The 20,719-nt window shown below is 68.8% G+C and carries 17 protein-coding genes; 16 read left to right on the forward strand and 1 reads right to left on the reverse strand.

The window, feature by feature from the left end; genetic code table 11:
• Positions 1–23: 23 nt before the first annotated feature.
• From fgd to QOZ99_RS04955, 13 genes are all read left to right on the forward strand, one after another.
• On the forward strand, positions 24–1,028 hold the full coding sequence (gene fgd / locus QOZ99_RS04895; RefSeq protein ID WP_306888831.1) for a glucose-6-phosphate dehydrogenase (coenzyme-F420): 1,005 nt from the start codon (positions 24–26) through the stop codon (positions 1,026–1,028).
• A 6-nt stretch (positions 1,029–1,034) separates the two neighbouring features.
• A complete protein-coding gene (gene cofE, locus QOZ99_RS04900; RefSeq protein ID WP_306888833.1) occupies positions 1,035–1,796 on the forward strand; it encodes a coenzyme F420-0:L-glutamate ligase in 762 nt (253 codons plus the stop codon).
• Positions 1,793–2,758: a 2-phospho-L-lactate transferase gene (cofD, locus tag QOZ99_RS04905; protein WP_306888834.1), complete on the forward strand. Its 966-nt coding sequence runs from the start codon at positions 1,793–1,795 to the stop codon at positions 2,756–2,758. Before cofE ends, cofD begins: the two co-directional genes overlap by 4 nt.
• Positions 2,755–3,426, forward strand: a complete 672-nt coding sequence (gene cofC, locus QOZ99_RS04910; protein ID WP_306888835.1) for a 2-phospho-L-lactate guanylyltransferase — start codon at positions 2,755–2,757, stop codon at positions 3,424–3,426. Before cofD ends, cofC begins: the two co-directional genes overlap by 4 nt.
• A gap of 350 nt (positions 3,427–3,776) precedes the next feature.
• Entirely contained in the window at positions 3,777–4,877 is a 1,101-nt protein-coding gene (locus tag QOZ99_RS04915; RefSeq protein ID WP_306888836.1) for an ABC transporter ATP-binding protein, read from the forward strand.
• Positions 4,874–6,034 (forward strand): ABC transporter ATP-binding protein, encoded by a 1,161-nt coding sequence (locus tag QOZ99_RS04920; RefSeq protein WP_306888837.1) that lies wholly within the window; start codon positions 4,874–4,876, stop codon positions 6,032–6,034. Before QOZ99_RS04915 ends, QOZ99_RS04920 begins: the two co-directional genes overlap by 4 nt.
• A gap of 41 nt (positions 6,035–6,075) precedes the next feature.
• Positions 6,076–7,488 carry an extracellular solute-binding protein gene (locus tag QOZ99_RS04925; protein ID WP_306888838.1) on the forward strand — a complete coding sequence of 471 codons (1,413 nt, stop codon included), beginning with the start codon at positions 6,076–6,078 and terminating at the stop codon, positions 7,486–7,488.
• 107 nt (positions 7,489–7,595) lie between these two features.
• Positions 7,596–8,525, forward strand: a complete 930-nt coding sequence (locus tag QOZ99_RS04930; protein ID WP_306888840.1) for a carbohydrate ABC transporter permease — start codon at positions 7,596–7,598, stop codon at positions 8,523–8,525.
• Positions 8,526–8,689: 164 nt separating this feature from the next.
• Positions 8,690–9,526, forward strand: a complete 837-nt coding sequence (locus QOZ99_RS04935) for a carbohydrate ABC transporter permease (protein ID WP_306888842.1) — start codon at positions 8,690–8,692, stop codon at positions 9,524–9,526.
• Between the two features lie 10 nt (positions 9,527–9,536).
• Entirely contained in the window at positions 9,537–10,478 is a 942-nt protein-coding gene (locus QOZ99_RS04940; protein WP_306888843.1) for an acetamidase/formamidase family protein, read from the forward strand.
• Positions 10,479–10,663: 185 nt separating this feature from the next.
• Positions 10,664–11,161, forward strand: coding sequence for a hypothetical protein (locus QOZ99_RS04945; protein WP_306888844.1), 498 nt, complete (start codon positions 10,664–10,666; stop codon positions 11,159–11,161).
• A gap of 36 nt (positions 11,162–11,197) precedes the next feature.
• Complete coding sequence (locus QOZ99_RS04950; RefSeq protein ID WP_306888846.1) at positions 11,198–12,760, forward strand: GMC family oxidoreductase; 1,563 nt, start codon at positions 11,198–11,200, stop codon at positions 12,758–12,760.
• A gap of 10 nt (positions 12,761–12,770) precedes the next feature.
• Entirely contained in the window at positions 12,771–13,478 is a 708-nt protein-coding gene (locus tag QOZ99_RS04955; RefSeq protein WP_306888847.1) for a phosphoribosyltransferase, read from the forward strand.
• 184 nt (positions 13,479–13,662) lie between these two features.
• Here QOZ99_RS04955 and QOZ99_RS04960 read toward each other — a convergent pair whose 3' ends face one another.
• Positions 13,663–15,969: a xanthine dehydrogenase family protein molybdopterin-binding subunit gene (locus QOZ99_RS04960; protein WP_306888848.1), complete on the reverse strand. Its 2,307-nt coding sequence runs from the start codon at positions 15,967–15,969 to the stop codon at positions 13,663–13,665.
• A gap of 184 nt (positions 15,970–16,153) precedes the next feature.
• On the opposite strand from QOZ99_RS04960, the gene QOZ99_RS04965 reads away from it, so the two are divergent.
• The 3 genes from QOZ99_RS04965 to QOZ99_RS04975 are packed head-to-tail and all read left to right on the forward strand — an operon-like array spanning position 16,154 to position 20,621.
• Positions 16,154–18,562 carry a xanthine dehydrogenase family protein molybdopterin-binding subunit gene (locus QOZ99_RS04965; RefSeq protein WP_306888988.1) on the forward strand — a complete coding sequence of 803 codons (2,409 nt, stop codon included), beginning with the start codon at positions 16,154–16,156 and terminating at the stop codon, positions 18,560–18,562.
• Positions 18,559–19,386 carry an FAD binding domain-containing protein gene (locus tag QOZ99_RS04970; protein WP_306888849.1) on the forward strand — a complete coding sequence of 276 codons (828 nt, stop codon included), beginning with the start codon at positions 18,559–18,561 and terminating at the stop codon, positions 19,384–19,386. The genes QOZ99_RS04965 and QOZ99_RS04970 overlap by 4 nt, the downstream gene beginning before the upstream one ends.
• Positions 19,387–19,433: 47 nt before the next feature.
• On the forward strand, positions 19,434–20,621 hold the full coding sequence (locus tag QOZ99_RS04975; protein ID WP_306888851.1) for a xanthine dehydrogenase family Fe-S subunit: 1,188 nt from the start codon (positions 19,434–19,436) through the stop codon (positions 20,619–20,621).
• The last annotated feature ends 98 nt before the right edge of the window (positions 20,622–20,719 follow it).

Genomic DNA, 20,719 nt, shown 5'->3' on the forward strand with positions numbered 1-20,719 from the left:
GCGGTGTGGATGGGGAGGCGATTGTGCTCAGGCTCGGTTACAAGGCGTCGGCGGAACAGTTCGACGCGCGCGCGCTGCTCGACTTCACGGTGGAGGCGGAGCGCCGCGATTTCGATTCGGTCTTCATCAGCGATCATTTCCAGCCCTGGCGGCACACGGGCGGGCACGCGCCGGCGGCCTTGCCCTGGCTCGGCGCGGCGGGTGCGGCGACCTCGCGCATCGTGCTCGGCACCAGCGTGCTGACCCCGACCTTCCGCCATCACCCCGCCATGGTGGCGCAGGCCTTCGGCACGCTCGGCCAGCTTTTTCCCGGCCGCCTCATCCTCGGCGTGGGGTCGGGCGAGTCGCTCAATGAGGTGCCGGCCACCGGCGCGCCCTGGCCGGAGCTGAAGGAGCGCTTCGCCCGCCTGCGCGAGGCGGTGCGGCTCATCCGCCAGCTCTGGAGCGAGGAGCGCGTCAGCTTCGAGGGCGAGTTCTACCGCACCGAGCGCGCCACGATCTACGACCGCCCGCAGACCCCGGTGCCGATCTATGTCGCCGGCGCTGGGCCGATGGTGGCGAAATTCGCCGGCCGCGCGGGCGACGGCTTCATCTGCACCAGCGGCAAGGCGTGGGACCTCTATCGCGAGACATTGCTGCCCAATGTCGCCGCCGGTCTTGAAGCCGCCGGTCGTTCGGCCGACACTTACGACCGCATGATCGAGATGAAGCTGTCCTTCGATACCGACCGGGAACGCGCCTTGCAGGACACGCGGCACTGGGCGGCGCTGGCCCTGACGCCGGAGGAAAAAATGTCGGTCGAGGACCCTCTGGAAATGGAGAAACTGGCCGATGCGCTGCCGCTGGAGCGGGCGGCACGGCGCTGGATCGTCTCCAGCGACCCGGATGACGTGGTGGAGCGCGTGCGGCCCTATGTGGAACTCGGCTTCAATCATCTGGTCTTCCACGCGCCGGGCGAGGATCAGGCGCGCTTTCTGCGGCTGTTCGCCGAACACGTGGCGCCGCGCCTGCGCGCGGCCTTCACCTGAGCCCGCATGAGCGTGCCGCCCCGGATCGAACTTCTCGCGCTGGATGGGCTGCCGCTGGTTCAGCCGGGCGATGACCTCGCCGGGCTGATCGCGGCCGCGCTGGACCGCGCCGGGCTGGTGCTGCGCGTGGGCGATGTGCTGGTCGTCGCCCAGAAGATCGTCTCCAAGGCGGAGGGGCGCCGGGTCGCGCTGGCCGATGTCACGCCCTCCGTGCCGGCGCTGGCGCTGGCGCAGCAGGTGGGCAAGGATGCGCGCCTCGTCGAGCTCATCCTGCGCGAGAGCCGGCGCGTGGTGCGCAAGGCGCCGGGCGTGCTCATCGTCGAGCACCGGCTGGGGCTCGTCATGGCCAATGCCGGTATCGACCAGTCCAATGTCGAGGACGGCTTCGCGCTGCTGCTGCCGGAGGATCCCGATGCCAGCGCCGAGCGGCTGCGCGCGCGGCTGGCTCCTTCGGCGGGGATGAGGCTTGGAATCGTCATCAATGACAGTTTCGGCCGGCCCTGGCGGCGTGGCACGGTGGGCACCGCCATCGGCGCCGCCGGCCTGCCGGCGCTGGTGGACCGGCGCGGCGAGGCCGATCTGTTCGGCCGCCCGCTGCAGGTGACGATGATCGCGCTGGCCGATGAAATCGCCGCCAGCGCCTCGCTTTTGATGGGGCCGGCGGCGGAGGGGCTGCCAGTGGTGCTGCTGCGCGGCGTTCCGTGGTCGGCCCCGGCCAGCCCGGTGCGCGCGCTTCTCCGACCCGCGAACGAGGACCTGTTTCGATGAGCGCGATCTCCTTTCCCGGCAAGGTGGTGGCGCTGTCGGGCGGCATTGGCGGCGCCAAGCTGGCCCTGGGCCTCGACCGCGTGCTCGCGCCCGGCCAGTTGACCGTGATCGCCAATACGGGCGACGATTTCCGCCATTTCGGCCTCCATATCTCTCCCGACATCGACACGCTGCTCTACACGCTGTCCGGCCTCGACGACCCGGTGCGCGGCTGGGGGCGCCGGGACGAGACCTGGACCTTCATGCGCGCCATGGGCGAACTCGGGCGGGAAAGCTGGTTCCAGCTGGGCGACGGCGATCTCGCCATTCACGTCGAGCGCACCCGCCGGCTCGCGGCCGGCGAGACGCTCTCCGGCATTACCGATTTCCTGAGCCGGCAACTCGGCATCGGCTCGGTGATCGTTCCGATGAGCGACGACCCGGTGGCGACGCAGGTCGATACCGAGGAGGGCCGGCTCGACTTCCAGCAATATTTTGTCCGCCGGCGCTGCGAGCCGCGCATTGTCGGCCTCGATTTCGCGGGGGCGGACGAGGCGCGCCTGGCCTCCGGCGCGGCGGCGGCGCTGGCGGACCCCGATCTCGCCCTCATCGTCATCTGCCCGTCCAACCCCTATCTGAGCGTCGACCCGATCCTCGCCGTGCCGGGGCTGCGCGCGGGGCTGCGGGCGGCGCGTGCGCCGGTCGTCGCCGTCTCGCCCATCATCGCCGGGCAGGCGGTGAAGGGGCCGACCGCCAAGATGATGATGGAGCTTGGGCTTGTGCCCTCGGCCGCGACCGTCGCCCGCCATTATGCCGGGCTGATCGACATGTTCGTGGTGGACGAGGCGGATGCCGGCATGGACGCCGACATGGATGCCGGGGCGGGGGTGCGCATGGTGGCGGCACCCACGCTGATGCGCACGCTGGATGACCGGACGCGCCTCGCCCGGATCGTGCTCGGCCTCGCGGGGGAGCGCGCGTGAGCGCGGCGCGGGCTGGCCGTGATATCCTCGCGGTGGTGCCGGTCAAGGATTTCGCGCTGGCCAAGCAGCGCCTTTCCGGCGCCTTTCCGCCCTCGTTCCGGCATGCCCTGGCGCGGGCCATGCTGTGCGACGTGCTGATCGCGCTGCGCGGAGCGGAGGCGATCGCCGGCATCGTCGTCGTCACCGCCGATCCGGAGGCGGGGTTGCTCGCGGGCGAATATGGCGCGCGGCTGCTGTTCGAGGGCGCGGTGCGCGGCCTCAACCCCGCTGTCGCCCAGGCCGGCGCCTATCTCGCGGCCGAGCGGCGCAGCGGCATGCTGGTCGTGCCCTCCGACATTCCCGCCGTGACCTCCGACGAGATCGCCCGGCTGGTCGCCGCGCATCCGCCCGGGCGGGCGGTGAGCGTGGTGCCGGCGCATGACCGCGAGGGTACCAACGCGCTGGTCGTCTCGCCGCCGGATGGGCTGCGATTCTCCTTCGGCCCGCTCAGCTTTCCCATGCATCTCGCCAATGCCCGCGAGGCGCAGGCCGCGCTGCAGGTGCATGAACTCGCGCAGTTTCCCGGCCTCGCCCGCGACATCGACCGGCCCGAGGACCTGGCGCGGCTCGACCGGTTGCCGCCCGGCTCGCACACACGGCGCCTGCTGGCCGAGCAGGGCATGGCGTAGCCCGCACGCGCGACGGGCGATGGTTGCGCGGCCGGGCCTTGCCGACAGGCCGATTCCATCGCGGTACGTTTCCGCGCGGTACGTTTCCGCGCGGTACGTTTCTCCGCGGTACGTTTCTCCGCGGTACGTTTCTCCGCGGTAGGTTTTCCATGCGCGGCTGCGGCGGGTGGCGACGAGCGGGTGGGACAGGCCCGCTCATAATCGCGGCAGCCCCTGCCTTAGGGATGAATATTTGAGCAGCGTGCGATTTGAATAAGGTATCAAAATACCAGTCATACGGAGTGTCTATACACCAGCACACTTTGGCACAGAACTTGGATTACTCATCGGCATAGCCTGTGGAGTGCCCGATGTCGTCCATCGCTTTCGTGTCCGTCGGCAAGCGTTACGGGGAGGTGGAAGCCGTGAGCCGGCTCGACCTTTCCTGCGCGGCGGGTGAGATGCTGGCGCTGCTCGGCCCATCCGGCTGCGGCAAGTCGACCACGCTGAAAATGGCGGCGGGCATCGAGAGCGTCACCGAAGGCGAGATCTGGTTCGGCGAGCGCCCCGTCTCGCGCCTTGCCCCGGGCGAGCGCAACATCGCCATGGTGTTCGAGGACTACGCGCTCTACCCGAACATGACGGTGTGGGAGAATGTCGCCTTCCCGCTGAAGATACGCGGCATTACCGGCCAGCCCGCCGCCGCGCGCATCGGCGAGGTGCTGCAGCTGCTCGGCCTGCGGCAGATGGCCGACAGCCATGTGAAGGGGCTGTCCGGCGGCGCCCAGCAGCGCGTCGCGATCGGCCGCGCGCTGGTGCGCGACCCGGAAGTCATTCTGTTCGACGAGCCGCTCTCCCATCTCGACGCCGACCAGAAGGTGCAGCTGCGCGCCGAGATCAAGCGGCTGCAGAAGCTGCGACAGGTGACGTCCATCCTCGTCACCCATGACCAGACCGAGGCCATCGCCATGGCCGACCGGGTGGCGGTGATGAACCACGGCGTACTGCAGCAGGTCGGCGCGCCGCAGGAACTCTACGAGCGCCCCGCCAACCTGTTCGTGGCCAACTTCATCGGCGAGCCGCCCATGAACCTGATGGCGGCGGAGTTCACGCAGGGCGGGCGCATCCTCGGCGCGGGCTGGTCGGCAGTGATCGAGGCCGTGCGGCTTCCGGCGCTGACGGCGGGCGGCGGGCCGCTGATTGCCGGCATCCGGCCGGAGAACATCGCGGTGCGCGCGCCGGACATGGCGGGCGAGGCCCGCGGCACCATCACCTATCGTGAGCCGAGGGGCGACGCCGATGTGCTGACCGTCGCGCTGGAGGCGCCGGGCGGGCCGGGCGGCCAGCTTGTCGCCGAGATCGCCGGCCCATCGCCATGGCGGACGGGCGACCGTGTCGCGCTCGGCATCGATGTGCGCAAGCTGCTCGTCTTCGATGAACCGACCGGCCGCAACCGGGAGGCGCTGCCATGAGCATGGTCATGAGCGCCATCACCCCGCCCGGCCTGATGGCGCGGGGCATCGCCAAGAGCTTCGCGAAAGCGAAGGCTGATCCGCACAAGGTGCTGCACGAAATCGGCATCGAGGTCGGCCCCGGCGAACTGGTCGCCATTACCGGTCCCTCCGGGGCGGGCAAGAGCACGTTCTGCCGCATTCTCGCGGGGCTGGAGCGGCCGGATGCCGGCACGGTGACGCTGGCCGGGCGCGATCTTGGCACGGTGCCCGCCGGCCAGCGCCGCGTCGCGCTGATGTTCGAGAGCTACGCGCTCTATCCTCACCTCACCGTGCGCGGCAACGCGCTCTCGCCGTTGCAGGCGCCGGGGGGCAGGCTCGCCCCGGCGCAGGCGCAGAAGCGGGTCGACGAGGTTCTGGAACTGCTGGAGATCCGGCACCTTGGAGAGCGCCTGCCCGGCGCGCTCTCGGGCGGGCAGAAGCAGCGCGTGGCGCTGGCCCGCACGCTGGTGCAGGTGCCGGACCTCTTTCTGCTGGACGAGCCGATATCCCATCTCGACGCCAAGCTGCGCCACAAGCTGCGCGGGGAAATCCGTCGCCGCCTGTCCGCCCAGAGCGCGCCCTGCATCTGGGCGACGCCGGACGGGATGGAGGCGCTCTCGGTCGGCGATCGCGTGGTGGTGCTCGATCAGGGGCGGGTCGAGCAGGTCGGTACGCCGGAGGAAATCTGGCAGCGGCCGGCCAGCGCGCGCGTCGCCCGGCTGCTGGGCGACCCGCCGATGAACCTGATCGAGGGAACGCTGACGCGCGCGGCGGACACGCTCTATGTCACCCGCCGCGACATGCGCCTCGCCCTGCCGCCCGCGCTCGCCGTGGCCGCCGCCCGCCATGGCACGGACAGCGTCATCCTGGGCGTGCGCCCGGACGGCCTTTCCTTCGCGCCGGCCGGCGCGCCCGGCACGGTCGCGGCGGAGATCTATTCCAACGAACCGTTCGGCAAGCACGCCATCGTCACGATCGATCTCGGCGCGCTGCTGGCCAAGGTGAAAACCTCGATGGCCGCCGCTGCCGCGCTGGGCGCGGATGGCGGCATCGGCCGGGGCGTTGGCATCACCTTTCCCGCCGAGGGGCTGTCGCTCTTCGACGGCGCGACCGGCCGGGCACTGGCCGGCACCTGAGACGCATAAGCCGCTAACGGCACATACAGAGGGAAAGAGCGATGAAGCGTAAGATCTGGTGTTTCGCCGCCGCCTTGGCGGCAACGACGGCGCTGAGCGCGTCGGCCCTGCATCCGGCCATGGCGCAGGACGCGAGCTTCTATGCGGAAGCGGCCAAGCCCTACAAGGGCACCACCATCCGCGTGCTGGACGAGATCACCCCGCTGCAGGAGACGCTCTCCAAGATCGTGCCGGATTTCGAGAAGGAAACCGGCATCAAGGTCGAGTGGGAGCTGCTCAACCATTTCGAGGTGATCAACAAGGGCCAGGCCGACATGCTGTCGGGCCGCGGCTATTATGATGCGATCATGCTGCACGGCTCCCAGCTCGGCCCGATGCTGTCGGCCGGCGTGATCGCGCCGATCGATGCCTATGTGGCCAATGCCAAGCTCGCCGATCCCGCGATGAACGATCACGACTTCATCCAGACACCGTACAAGACCACCGCGTTCAGCGGCGGCAAGCAGTACGGCTTCATCAACTGGAACTACAACCACGTCTACTGGGCGCGCGCCGACCTCCTGAACAACCCGGAGGAACAGGCCGCGTTCAAGGCGAAGTACGGCTACGATCTCGCCCCGGCCAAGACCATCGAGCAGATGCGCGACATCGCGCAGTTCTTCACACGCAAGAAGGGCGCGCTGCTGGCCGGCAAGCCGCTGGAAAGCGATTTCTACGGGATTGTGCTGGAGGGCATCAAGGGCGGCTCGACCTTCTCCAACCTCTGGGTGAACTTCATCCAGAACTATGGCGGCGACGTGCTGGACAAGGACGGCAAGCCGGTCTTCGACAGCCCGCAGACCGTTGCCGCGCTGACCATGTGGCGCGAATTGTGGACCTATGCCCCGCCCGGCATCGCTGAATATTCGCTGGTCGACGTGCCGACCGTGATGGGCAATGGCATCGCCGCGCAGTCTCTGGCCTGGTCGGACTTCGTCCTCGGCATCGACAAGCCGGGCGTGTCGCCCTACGCGGGCAAGTTCGTCTATGCCCCGGTGCCCGCCAAGGCCGGCAACGAGGCCAAGCGCCATGCCGATGCCGAGCCCTCGGTGACGGTGATCAGCGCCGCGTCCAAGAACCCGGAAGCCACCTTCCTGTTCCTGGAATGGCTGGCCTCCAAGCGCCAGCAGGACAAGCTGATCGAGATGGGCCAGGGCGGCGTGCCGATCCGCGAAAGCTCCTGGGCTCTGCCGGCGATCAAGGACGCCTCCAACTCCACGCTGTTTGCGGCGATGAAGTCCTCGCTCGCGGTGGCCTCGGCGCGACCGAAAATGGAGAAGTACCCGGAAATGTTCGACGCCATGAGCGGCATCGCCCAGCAGGTCGGCCTCGGCAAGATGACGCCGGAAGAGGGCGCCAAGCAGGGCCAGGCCATCCTCGTGAAGCTCTGCGGCGGCAAGTCCTGCACGATCTGAGGATACGGCCTCTGATGGTTCCGAAATCCCTCTCCCCACAGGGGAGAGGGAAAAGAAGACGTCGCCCGAAGACCTTTTGCCCGAAGTGTTGAGGAACCGGCATTCCCATGACCCGTGCAAGCGACAGGATGACGACGGCGCCCGCGCCGGTGAGCGCGCCCGTGCTGCGCGAACGGCGCTGGTATCCCTATCTGCTCATCGCCCCGTCGATGATCATGCTGGTCGTGGTCTCGCTGGTGCCGTTCCTCTATGCCATCTATCTCAGCTTCCACGCCGCCAAGTTCGGCCGCGTCACCGACTTTATCGGCTTCGACAATTACGCGGTCCTGCTGGCCGATCCGCGCTTCTGGAACTCCATCGGCGTGGCGGCGACCTTCGTGGTCATCGCCGTGCCGATCGAATTCATACTCGGGCTCATTGGCGCGCTGGTGTTGAACCAGAATGTGCGCGGGCGCTCGCTGCTGATCCCGCTCCTGTTCATGCCGACCATGATGGCGCCCATCGTGGTGGGCCTGCTGTGGAAGATCATGCTCGCGGGGTCGTGGGGGTTCCTCTCCTACAATGTGCTGGAGCGGTTCAACCTGCTGGAGGGCACCTCGGTCTTCGCCTCGTCGGATTACGCGCTCTATGCGCTGATCTTCGTCGATATCTGGCAGTGGACGCCGTTCATGATGCTGGCCTTCTTCGCCGGCCTGCAGGCGCTGCCGCTCGGCCCCTATCGCGCGGCGGCGGTGGACGGGGCGAACCCGCTGCAGATGTTCTTCCACATCACCCTGCCGCTGATGACGCCGCTCCTGGCGGTGATCGGGCTGCTGCGCTTCATCGACGCCTTCAAGGTGTTCGACACGATCTACATTTTGACCGGCGGCGGGCCGGGCATCTCCACCGAGACGCCGTCCATCCTCGCCAACAAGATGACCTTCGAGTTCTGGAACATCGGCGAGGCCTCGGCGCTGGCCGTCTTGGTGTGGATCGCCTTCTTCGCCTTCTGCTCGATCTTCTACCAGATCGCCAAGAAGAAGCTGAACGCGTTCTAGAGACTTACTTTCTTTCCTCTCCCCAATGGGGAGAGGTGGCCCGCGTAGCGGGTCGGTGAGGGGGTTTCGCGATTGCGGAGCGTCGAAGGCCCCTCACCCCAACCCTCTCCCCGACGGGGAGAGGGAGTCGGAAACCAGGCTCTCTGAACGGGAGAGGAGTAAACATGGCCGAGGCTTCAAGCCGCCCCGAAGGCTCCAGGGGCATTCTCTGGACCAGCGTGACCGTGGTCTACGCCCTCATCATGCTGTTTCCCATCTACTGGATGGCGACGATGATGGTGAAGCCGAACGACGCCATGTTCGCGCGCCCGACGCAGTTCCTGTTCGCCCCGACGTTGGCGCATTTCGAATATGTGCTGGCGCAGGGCTTCCACTGGTATCTGCTCACGTCCTTCCTGCTCTGCACCGTTTCGACCGCGCTGGTGGTGATCATCGGCACGCCGGCGGCCTATGCCTTTGCCCGCTTCGAGATGCGGGCCAAGGACGACCTGTTCCTGTTCATCCTCGGCTCGCGCATGGCCCCGCCGGTGTGCCTCGTCATCCCGTTCTACCTGATCTTCGCCAAGGTCGGGCTGCTCGACACCTTCCTCGGGCTGACGCTGGCCTACATGACGTTCAACCTCTCCTTCTACATCTGGGTGCTGCGCTCGTTCTGCCGCGACCTGCCGGTGGAGCTGGAGGAGGCGGCGGCGCTGGAGGGCTGGTCGCGGCCGCAGATCTTTCGCCGCGTCGTCTTCCCGCTCTTGCGCAACGGCATCGTCGCCACCGCCGTGCTGTGTTTCATCTTCGCCTGGAACGAGTTCCTGTTCGCCTTCATGCTCGGCGGCAGGGCGGTGCAGACGCTGCCCGTTTCCATCCCGAAACTGATCACCTCGCAGGGCGTGCGCTGGGGCGAGATGGCGGTGGTGGGGATGACCGCGCTCATCCCCGTGCTGATCGTGGTGTTCATTCTGCAGCGTCACATCGTGCGCGGGCTCACGCTCGGCGCGGTCAAGGGTTGAGGAACCGCGAATGGCTGAACATTATCTGCCGGCACAGCCCGGCACGGTGAACTGGGGCCAGTGGGATGCCAGCCTCAAGCCCGCGCTCAGCATAAAGTCCGGCGACACGGTGGTGATCGACACGCTGTCCGGCGAGCCGGAGGACATGCCGGACCCCGCGCTGGGCTTCACCCCGGTGCCCGGCCAGCAGGACGTGTTCGAGAACACCTTTCGCGGCCCCGGACCGCATCTGCTGACCGGCCCGATCTTCATCGAGGGCGCCGAGCCCGGCGACGTGCTGGAGGTCCGTCTCAAGCGAATAGAATTCCGCGCCGACTGGGGCTGGAACATCCAGATGCCGTTCTGGGGCACGCTGCCGGAGGACTTTCCCGAGCTGCGCCGCCTGCACATTCCCGTCGATGCCGCGCGCGGCGTCGCCACCATGCCCTGGGGGCAGGAACTGCCGCTGGAACCGTTCTTCGGCAATTTCGGCGTGGCGCCGGCGCCGCAATGGGGACGGCTGTCCTCCACCGAGCCGCGCGTGTTCGGCGGCAACATGGACAATAAGGAACTCGGCGTCGGCACCACGACCTATTTCCCCGTCTTCACCGAGGGCGCGCTGTTCTCGGTCGGCGACGGCCATGGGCGGCAGGGCGATGGCGAAGTGTGCCTCACCGCGCTGGAGACCGCGCTGACCGGCACTTTCGAGTTCCATCTGCGCAAGGACATGACGCTCACCACGCCGCGCGCCGAGACCGCCGACAGCTGGATCACCATGGGCTTCAACGCCGATCTCGACGACGCCGCCAAAGAGGCGCTGCGCGACATGATCGTGCTGATCCGCGCGCATTCCGGCCTCTCGGCGCAGGATGCCTACACGCTGTCCTCGCTGTGCGTGGATTTGCGCGTGACCCAGACCGTCGACCTCAACAAGGGCATCCACTGCGTGCTGCCCAAGAAATATCTGCCGTAAGGATGGCCCAAGATTGCAGAGTTCTCCCTCTCCCCGTGGGGGAGAGGGTTGGGGTGAGGGGTCTTCAACACTTCGCAACCTTGTCGCCCCTCACCGACCCGCTTCGCGGGCCACCTCTCCCCAATGGGGAGAGGAATGATAGCTACCCGCTCGCACCTGCGAGCCGGATTGTCAGGAGCCATCCGATGTCCGCCGTCACGGCCCATAAAGACCCGAAGCTGCCCCCGCCCGTCGCCCTGCCGGAGGATGCGAGCTGGGTCGGCGCGCTGAAACTGTTCGACGCCCATGCGGCCGAGACGCTGGTCGCAGCCGCCCGCACGCTCTACCCGCATGACGGGCTGCCCGAGCGCATCTATCGCCGCACCGTGTTCCATTTCGACGCCATGGCCGCCAAGGCCCCGGTGGCGGCGCAGTCCTTCGCCGAGTTCGTCGACCTCGTCGATGGCGCGCTGCCGCTGAAGTTCGCCGAGCTGTCGGAAGGCTACCGCGTGCAGGTGCTCAAAGGGATCGAGCAGAGCGCCGCCTTCCGGCTGGTGCAGCGCTCGACCGTCCGCTTCCTCTATGACGACGTCGAGGTCTGGCAGGCCTTCGGCTATGAGGGCGCCTCGGTCCATCTCGGCGGCTATGTGAACCGCGGCTTCAACGACCTCGACTGGCTGCCCGATCCGCCGCCCGGCGTCTGATCCGCGGCCCGTATCCCCGATCTGGAGCGACATTCCATGACGACCTACGCATTCGACGACGAGGGTGTCGTCGTCATCATCGGTTCCGGCGCCGGCGGCGGCACGCTTGCCAACGAGCTTGCCCAGCGCGGCGTCGGGGTGGTGGTGCTGGAAGCCGGCAAGCACCTGACCGCAGACGATTTCGTCAATGACGAGTGGGGCGGCTACGAGATGCTGTCCTGGCTCGACAAGCGCACCTCGTCCGGCAACTGGCGGGTGGCGAAGGACCATCCGCTCAACCCCAGCTGGAGCTGCCAGGTGGTGGGCGGCACCACCACGCACTGGTCGGCCTGCTGCTACCGCTTCATCGCGGACGAGCTCAGGGCGAAGACCGTCTATGGCGATATTCCCGGCGCCAGCCTGATCGACTGGCCGATCACGCTCGACGAGCTGGACCCCTATTACGACCTCGCCGAAGCCAAGATGGGCGTGACCCGCACCAATGGCCTGCCCGGCCTTCCCGCCAACAACAATTTCAAGGTCATGTATGCCGGCGCGAAGGCGCTGGGGCTGAATGTCTCGACCGGCCGGCACGCCATCAACTCCATCCCCTATGATGGCCGCCCGGCGACCATTCAGGACGGCTTCACCATCACCGGCGACAAGACCGGCTCGCGCTGGTCGACGCTGAATGTCGAGCTGCCGCGCGGGCTGGCGACCGGAAAGCTGGAGCTGCGGCCGCAGTCGCGCGCGGTGTTCATCGAGCATGACGCGGCGGGCAAGGCTTCCGGCGTGGTCTATGTCGACGGGGCCGGCGTCACCTATCGCCAGAAGGCGAGGGCGGTGGTGCTGGCGGGCAATTGCGTGGAATCCTCGCGGCTGCTGCTGCATTCCAAAAGCGCGCGCTTCCCCGACGGGCTGGCGAATGGCTACGGCCATGTCGGCCGGCACTATCTGCGCCATCTGATCCAGACCGTGTGGTCGACCTTCGACAAGCCGGTGCACATGCATCGCGGCGAGATCATGGGCGGCATGATCGACGATTTCGTGCGCCACGACCCCGCGCGCGGCTTTGCCGGCGGCTACTATATCGAGATGAACTCGATGGGCCTGCCGACCACCGCCGCCTTCATGGATCCGGGCTGGTGGGGCCGCGACTTCGCCTCGGTGATCGAGCAGTACTCGAAGATGGCCGGCATCTTCATGTCCGGCGAGGACATGCCGCAGCCGGACAACCGCATCACCCTGACCGACGAACTCGACGCCTATGGCGTGCCGGTCGCCAACATCCATTATGACGATCACCCCAACGATCTGAAGCTGCGCTCGCACGGCTACAAGGTGCTGACCTCGATCCACAAGGCGGCCGGGGCGAAGCGCTCGGTCGAGGCGCCGGCCTATCCGGCGAGCCACAATCTCGGCTCCAACCGCATGGCGGGACGGGCCGAGGATGGGGTGCTCGACGGGAATGGGCGGGCGTGGGAAGTGCCGAACCTGTTCATCGCTGACGGCTCGAACTTCGCCACCGGCGGCGCCTGCAACCCGACGCTGACCATCGTCGCGCTGGCGATCCGGCAGGCGGGTTTCATGGCCGGGCAGATGGCGGCGGGGGAGCTGTGAGGCGCCGGTGGTGAGCGCGGACTTCACCGAACCCACGCTCACCTATTGGCAGGAACTGCACGACGCGGTTCCCGCCCGCTTCTCCTGCGCGCCGCCCCATCGCTTCGGCTATCCGGTAACGCTGCCGGACGGGCGCGTGCTGGTGCTGCCGCTGCGCGCCCTGCCGGAGGGCGACCATGCCGTCGCTTCGCTGATCGCCAATCAGGCGTCGCATCTCGTGGTGGCCGCTCTCGCCGACATCATGGCCGAAGAGGCGAGGGGGCTGGGGGCGGAGATCGTCGTCGGCCTGCCGACGCTGGGGCTGGCCTTCGCCGCGCTTGTGGCGGAACGGCTCGGGCAGTCGCGCTACGTGCCGCTCGGCTACTCGCGCAAGTTCTGGTACGCCGACGCGCTGTCCGAGCCGGTGTCCTCGATCACCTCGCCCGAGGCCGGCAAGCGGCTGCGGCTCGATCCGAACCTGCTGCCGCTCATTGAGCGACGGCGCGTGGTGCTGGTGGACGACGCCATCTCGACAGGGGCGACGGCGGTGGCCGCCTGCCGGCTGATGCGGCGCGCCGGCGCGGAGATCGCCGGCATGGTGGTGGCGATGAAGCAGACCGGTCGCTGGATGGCGGCGATGGATGGCGTGCCGGTCCGCGCCGCCTATGGCTGCCCGCGCTTCGTCCTGCGCGCGGATGGCTGGTGGCCGGAGGCGGAGACCATGCCGGCGGTGCCGTAGTCATCGCCGCTGGATGGCGGATGAAGCCGCCTGCGGCGGGGTCGTGCGCTGGATCCCGGATCGGCACTGCGCTGCGCGCAGCTGGTCGGGGAAACAGAGTGGCTTTCGTGTCCCGGACCCGCGACACCGCAGGTGGAGCGCCGATCCGGGACCCAGCGCAAAGCTCTTCGGCCGAATCCCTTGCCTAGCCGACCTTCGCCCTCTCGATCGCCTGCCACACCCGCGAGGGCGTCAGCGGCATGTCCAGCTCGGTAATGCCGAGCGGCGACAGCGCATCGATCACCGCGTTGACGAAAGCCGGCGGGGCGCCGATGGCGCCGGCCTCGCCCGCGCCCTTTATCCCCAAAGGATTTGTGGTGCAGGGCGTGTTCTGCGTCGAGACCTCGAACAACGGCAGGTCGTCGGCGCGGGGAAGTCCATAGTCCATGAACGATCCCGACAGCATCTGACCGCTCTCGGCGTCATAGACCACGCTCTCCAGCATGGCCTGGCCGATGCCCTGCGCGATGCCGCCGTGGATCTGCCCGCTCAGCACCAGCGGGTTCAGCGTGCGGCCGAAATCGTCGACCACGGTGTAGCGCTCGATGCGGATGGCGCCGGTCTCGGGATCAACCGCGACCTCGCAGACATGCGCGCCATTGGGGAAGGTGCCGGCCAGCTGCTCGAAATCGCCGACGCCCATCAGCCCGCCGGCCTTGGCGGCGACATCGAGCAGGCTGATATGCCGGTTGCTGCCGGGCACGCGAAAGGCGCCGTCGTCGAACTCCAGCTCGCGCCTGTCGACTTCCAGCAGCTTCGCCGCCGCCTCGCTCGCCTTGGCCAGCACCGCGCCGGTGGCGAGGCGCAGCGCGCCGCCGCCATGCACCATGGAGCGCGAGGCGACGGTGCCGCCGGCGGAGGGGATGGGCAGATCGGTGTCGCCGGTCTTCACCGTGATATGCGCGGGATCGATGCCGAGCGCCTCGGCGGTCATCTGCACATAGGTGGTCTCGTGGCCCTGGCCGGTCGACTGGGTGCCGACATGCACGGTGACGCGGCCGTCCGTGCCGATCTCCACCATGGCACCTTCCTTGCCGGGCACGCCGGTGCGCTCGATGTAGTAGCCGAGACCGATGCCGCGCATCAGGCCGTCACCGGATTGACCCAAGCCTTTGTCGCGGCGCGCGGGGAAGCCGGCCCAGTCCGCCTTCTCCAGCGCGCTGCGCATGACATGGGCGAAGTCGCCGGAATCATAGGCGACGCCGGTCGCGGTCTTGTGCGGCATGGCCTCGGGCGCGATCATGTTGCGGGCGCGCAACGCCTCGGGCGGCAGGCCGAGCTCGCGTGCCGCCTTGTCGACGATGCGCTCGATCAGATAGGCCGCCTCGGGGCGCCCGGCGCCGCGATAGGCATCCATCGGCGCATTGTTGGTGTAGGCGATGCGCACATCGGTGACGACCACCGGGATGTCGTAGACCCCCGGCGCCATGGGCGGGCCGGAGAGCGTCGGGCAATAGACGCCGAAGGCCGAGAGCGCCCCGCCGGCACTGGCCAGCGTCTCGATGCTCAGCGCGATGAAGCGGCCTTCGGCATCGATACCGAGCCGGGCCTTCGAATGATTGTCGCGCCCCTGCGTGTCGGAGAGGAAGGCTTCCGCCCGGCTCGACTGCCAGCGCACCGGCCGCCCCAGCTTGCGCGCGGCGTAGAGCACCAGCCCCTGCTCGGGATAGGGCACCGCCTTCATGCCGAAGCCGCCGCCGACATCCGGGGTGATGACGCGCAGCCGGCTCGGGGGCAGGCCGAACACGCCCTCGAACATGAAGTCGCGGATCATGTGGCTGCCCTGGCTGCCCGTCACCAGGGTGAACTGTTCCGTCTCGCCGTCATACAGGCCGATCGCGTTGCGTGGCTCCATGGAGGCGACGACGATGCGGTTATTGACCAGCGCCAGATCGACCACGCGGTGGGAGGCTTTGAGCGCCGCCTCCGCCGCGTCCATGTCGCCCAGCCGCCAGTGCAGCGCGAGATTGCCCGGCGCCTCGTCGAACAGAAGCGGCGCGCCCTCGGCGAGCGCCGTGGCCGGCTCCACCACGGCCGGCAGGTCGTCGATCTCCAGCGCCACCGCCTCCGCCGCTTCCAGCGCGGCGCGCGCGGACGTCGCCACCACGAAGGCCACCGGCTCGCCGAGATAGCGTATCTTGCCGCTCGCCAGCAGCGTATGCGCGGGCAGCGGCATGCGCCCGCCCTCGACATGGTCGAGCACGATGATGACGGGCAGCGCGCCGATGCCGTCGGCCGCGAGGTCCTCGGCGGTATAGATCGCGAGCACGCCGTCCATCGCGCGGGCGGTGCTGGCATCCACCATGGTGAGCACGCCATGGGCGACCGGCGCCCGCACCACGGCGGCATGGACCTCGCCCTCGTAGCGGATATCATCCGTGAACCGGCCGGTGCCGGTGATGAACCGCAGGTCCTCGACGCGACGGAAGGGCTGGCCAACACCGAATTTCATCGTTTCCGCTCCACCTCGGCTGCGCCCGGCAACGCCCCGGCCCCGTCCGTCCCGCTGCCCGTATATTGGCCAGAGATACTATTTGTGCAAAGATCAGCACATATGGTGCGATAATGTCTATATCCGAATAAGATAGCGGATCACGCAAGAGGCTCCCCCGGGGGATTTTATGGTCGGCCCGCATATGGATGAGCACAGGCTGGACGAGCAGAAGCTGGACCCGCGGCCGGCGAAGGGTCGCGGCGTCGGCGCCTCCATCCCGCGCAAGGAGGATGCCCGCCTCCTCGAAGGGCGCGGACGGTTCATCGGCGACATGCGATTTCCGGGCCAGCTGGAAGCCGCCTTCGTGCGCTCGACCCTCGCCCATGCCCGCATCCGGGGGATCCACATCCCCGCCCATCTGAAGGGCCGCGCCTTCACGCATGAGGACATGGCGGGGGTGAAGGACATTCTCGCCAAGACCGGCCTGCCGGGCTTCCGCGTTTCCGCCCAACCCTCGCTCGCGAGCACCAAGGTGCGCTTCGTCGGCGAGCCGGTGGCGATGGTGCTGGCAGAGACGCGGGCGCAGGCGGAGGATCTCGCCGAGGAGATCACCGTCGACTATGAGGAACTGCCCGCCAATGTCGACATGCTGCGCACGGTGAAACCGGACGCCGCGCGCATCCATGAGGACTGGCCCGACAATGTCTTCCTCGTCTCGCAGGTCGACAGCCAGTTCGACGGGCGCCTCGCCGGCGCGCCGATCAAGGTCACGCGCGAGGTGCGCACCAGCCGGCAATGCATGGCGCCGCTGGAGGGCAAGGGCTGCATCGCCGTGCACGAGCGCCATACCGAGCAGTTGCATCTGTGGACCTCGACGCAGATGCCGCACATCGTGCGCTCGGGCCTTGCCGAATGCCTGGGGCTGGAGGAGCGCCGCATCCGCGTGGTGGCGCCCGATGTCGGCGGCGGCTTCGGCTGGAAAGGGCTGTTGCAGCCCGAGGAAGTGTGCTGCGCCTGGGCGGCGCTCAAGCTCGACCGTCCGATCAAGTGGCTGGAGGACCGGCGCGAGCACCTGATCGCCGCCGCCAATTGCCGCGAGCATCATTACATCATGACCGCCTATGCCGAGGCCGACGGCACGCTGCTCGGCTTCGAGGCGCTGGCCCATGTCGATGCCGGGGCCTATTCGGTCTACCCGTTCTCGGCGTGTCTGGAAGGCGCGCAGGTGGTGTCCAACCTGCCCGGCCCCTACAACCTGCCGGCCTATCGCTGCCGCGCCTATTCCGCCTGCACCAACAAGCCGCCCATCGTGCCCTATCGCGGCGTCGCCCGCACCGGCGTGTGCACGGCGATGGAGCTGATGATCGACGCGGTCGCCCGTGCCGCCGGGCGCGAGCCCTATGAGGTGCGCCTCGCCAATCTGGTGCGGCCCGATGAGATGCCCTTCACCTCGATCACCGGCAAGGCGTTCGACATGGGCGATTACCCCGAGAGCCTGCGCCGCGCGCATGCCATGATCGACCATGCCGGCGTGCGGGCGCGGCAGGCGCGCGGCGAGCCGGACGGGCGGCGTATCGGCATCGGCTACGCCACTTATTGCGAACAGGGCGCGCATGGCACCTCGGTCTATCACGGCTGGGGCATTCCCATGGTGCCGGGTTTCGAGCAGTGCGGCGCGCGCCTCACCCCGGACGGCACGCTGGAACTGCGCGTGGGCAACCAGAGTCACGGCCAGTCCATGGAAACCACGCTGGCGCAGATCGCCTGCGAGGTGCTGGGCATCGACCCCGATCTGGTGAACGTGGTGCATGGCGATACCGCCATGACGCCCTATTCCACCGGCACCTGGGGCTCGCGCTCGGCGGTCATGGCCGGCGGGGCGGTGGCCAGCGCCTGCGAGACGCTGGGCGGGCGCATCAGGCGCATCGGCGCGCATCTGCTTCAGGCGCCGGTGGACGCGGTGCGGATCGAGGGGGCGAGGGTGGTCGGGCCGGCCGGCTCCGTGAGCTTCAAGGAGGTGGCGCACACCTTCTATCGCGCGCCGCAGAACCTGCCGCGGGACGCCGATCCGGCGGGGCTCGACCTCGTCGCGGGCTATCGGCCGACGGTCGATACCGGCACCTTCTCCTATGCCAGCCATGCCTGCGTGGTGGCGGTCGAGCCGGACACCGGAGAAGTCGAAATACTCGATTACGTCATCGTCGAGGATGGCGGCGTGCTGCTCAACCCGATGGTGGTCGACGGCCAGATCTATGGCGGCACCGCGCAGGGCATCGGCACCGCGCTCTACGAGGAGATGGCCTATGACGAACATGGCCAGCCGCTCGCCTCCACCTTCGCCGACTATCTCCTGCCTGGCGCCAATGAGATGCCGGATGTGCGCATCGCCCACATGGAAACACCTTCGCCCAATACACGCTTCGGCCAGAAGGGCATCGGCGAGGGCGGTGCCATCGCGCCGCCGGCGGCCATCGGCAATGCCATCAACGACGCGCTGGCCGATCTCGGCGTGGAACTCACCGTCTCCCCGATGACCCCGCGCCGGGTGCGCGAGGCGGTGACGGCGGCGCGGGCCAGGGCGGGGGTGCGGCCCGCGGGGGGCGTGTCGTGAAGCCGGCACGTTTCGACTACACGCGGCCTGCCGACCTCGCGGCGGCGACAGCGGCGCTGGCCGATGCCGGCGCCAAGCCGATAGCCGGCGGGCAAAGTCTGGGCCCGATGCTGAACCTGCGCCTCGCCCGGCCCTCCCTGCTGGTCGACGTGGTGCGGCTGCCCGATCTGCGAGGGGTGGAGGAGGGGCCGGGCGGCGTGCTGTTCGGCGCGGCCATCACCCATGCCGAGTTCGAGGATGGCGCGGTGCCCGACCCGACGCCCGGCTTCCTCGCCCGCATCGCCCACGGCATCGCCTATCGCGCGGTGCGCAATCGCGGCACCATCGGCGGCAGCCTCGCCCATGCCGACCCCGCCGCCGACTGGCCCACCACGCTCGCCGCGCTGGGTGCCGTGGTGCATCTGGCCGGTCCCGAGGGGCGGCGCGAACTGCCCGTTGAGGCGTTCATCCTCGGCGCGTTCGAGACCGCGCTGGGGCCGGGCGAAATCATTACCGGCGTATTCGTGCCCCGCTGCGCGGCGGGCGCGCGCTTCGGCTATCGCAAGTCCTGCCGCAAGCTGGGCGAGTTCGCGGAAGCCATGTGCGCGGTGCTGTCCGATCCCGCGTGCGGCGTGCATCGCCTCGTGGTCGGCGCTACCGAGGCCCGCCAGCTCGTGGTCACCGAGGCCGCCGCATTGATCGCCGATCCCGCTGGCGTCGAGGATTTGCTGCGCCGCGCGGGGCTCGCCGGCGATCCCGCCACCTTCCGCCTGCGCCGCGCGGTGATCGGCGACGCCATTGCCGCGCTGGCACGCGAGACGACGCCCGAAAGTCTCACCTCATGAACCACATTGCCCCATGACACACATTGCCCCATGAAACGTGTGGCCCCATGAACGCCGTTCACTTCCGCATCAACGGCCGCGGCATTGACGCCGAAATCGAGCCGCGCCAGAGCCTTGCCGATTTCGTGCGCGAGGAATTGCTGCTCACCGGCACGCATCTGGGCTGCGAGCATGGCGTGTGCGGCGCCTGCACCGTGCTGGTCGACGGCGCGCCGGCCCGCTCCTGCATTGCCTATCCCGTGGCGCTGGACGGGGCGAGCATCACCACCATCGAGGGATTGGCGCAGGATGCCGTGGCGGGCGAACTGCGCGCGGCCTTCACCCGCGAGCACGCCCTGCAATGCGGCTTTTGCACGCCCGGCATGCTGATCATGGCGCGCGACATCGTGCTGCGCCGGCCGGGCCTGGACGAAGCGGCGATCCGCCACGAACTTGCCGGCAATCTCTGTCGCTGCACCGGCTATGCCGGCATCGTGCGGGCGATCCGCGCCGTGGCCCTCGCGCGGGCGGGCGCGGCGCCCCTCGTCACGCGCGGGGCGAGCCCGGCGCCGCCGGTCGGTCCGTCCCCGCTCACCCTGCCGGTGTCGCCCGCCCGCCGGGCCGGCGGCGAGGCTCCCGCGATGGCCGCGCCGGTGGCGATGGCGTCGGCGGCCGGGGGCGCGTTCATCCCGGCGCCGCTGAGCAACCCGATCGAGATCACCGAGGCGTTCGAGGTCGACGCCCCGCGCGGGGAGGTGTGGGCGCTGTTCCAGGATCCCGCGCGCGTCATCGCCTGCCTGCCGGGCGCGCGGCTGACGCAGCCGAGCGACGGGCGCCGCCTTGAGGCGGAGATGAGCGTGAAGCTCGGCCCGATGCAGGCGGCGTTTGGCGGGATCGGCCTCATCGCGCCCGATCCGGCCAACTGGTCCGGCGTCATTCACGGGCGCGGCGTCGATGGCCGCAGCGCCAGCCGCATCGAGGCACGGCTGGCCTATCGGCTTGAGGCGGCGGCGGGAGGAAATGCCACCCGCGTGCACATCGAGGTGGCCTATGTGCTGCAGGGCCCGCTCGCCCAGATGAGCCGGGGCGCCATTGCCCGCGACCTCGCCGCCCGCCTGACCAGCGCCTTCGCCGCCAACCTGGGCGCGGCGCTGAAAGGGCAGGCGACCCCGGTCGCGGCGGCGCCGCTCGACGCCGGCGCGCTGTTCCTCGCCCTGGTGAAGGGCTGGCTGGCGCGGCTGTTCGGGCGCGGCTGAATCAGTTTGGGCGAAGCGGCGCGCAAGTCCTCGGGCGGGCTCGCTTTCCGCCTGCGCGAGGGGCTTGAACCACTTTGGGAACGGCGCGGCGCGCGCGG

Origin of the sequence: Ancylobacter amanitiformis (assembly GCF_030814815.1) — a bacterium.
Classification (GTDB): Bacteria; Pseudomonadota; Alphaproteobacteria; order Rhizobiales; family Xanthobacteraceae; genus Ancylobacter; species Ancylobacter amanitiformis.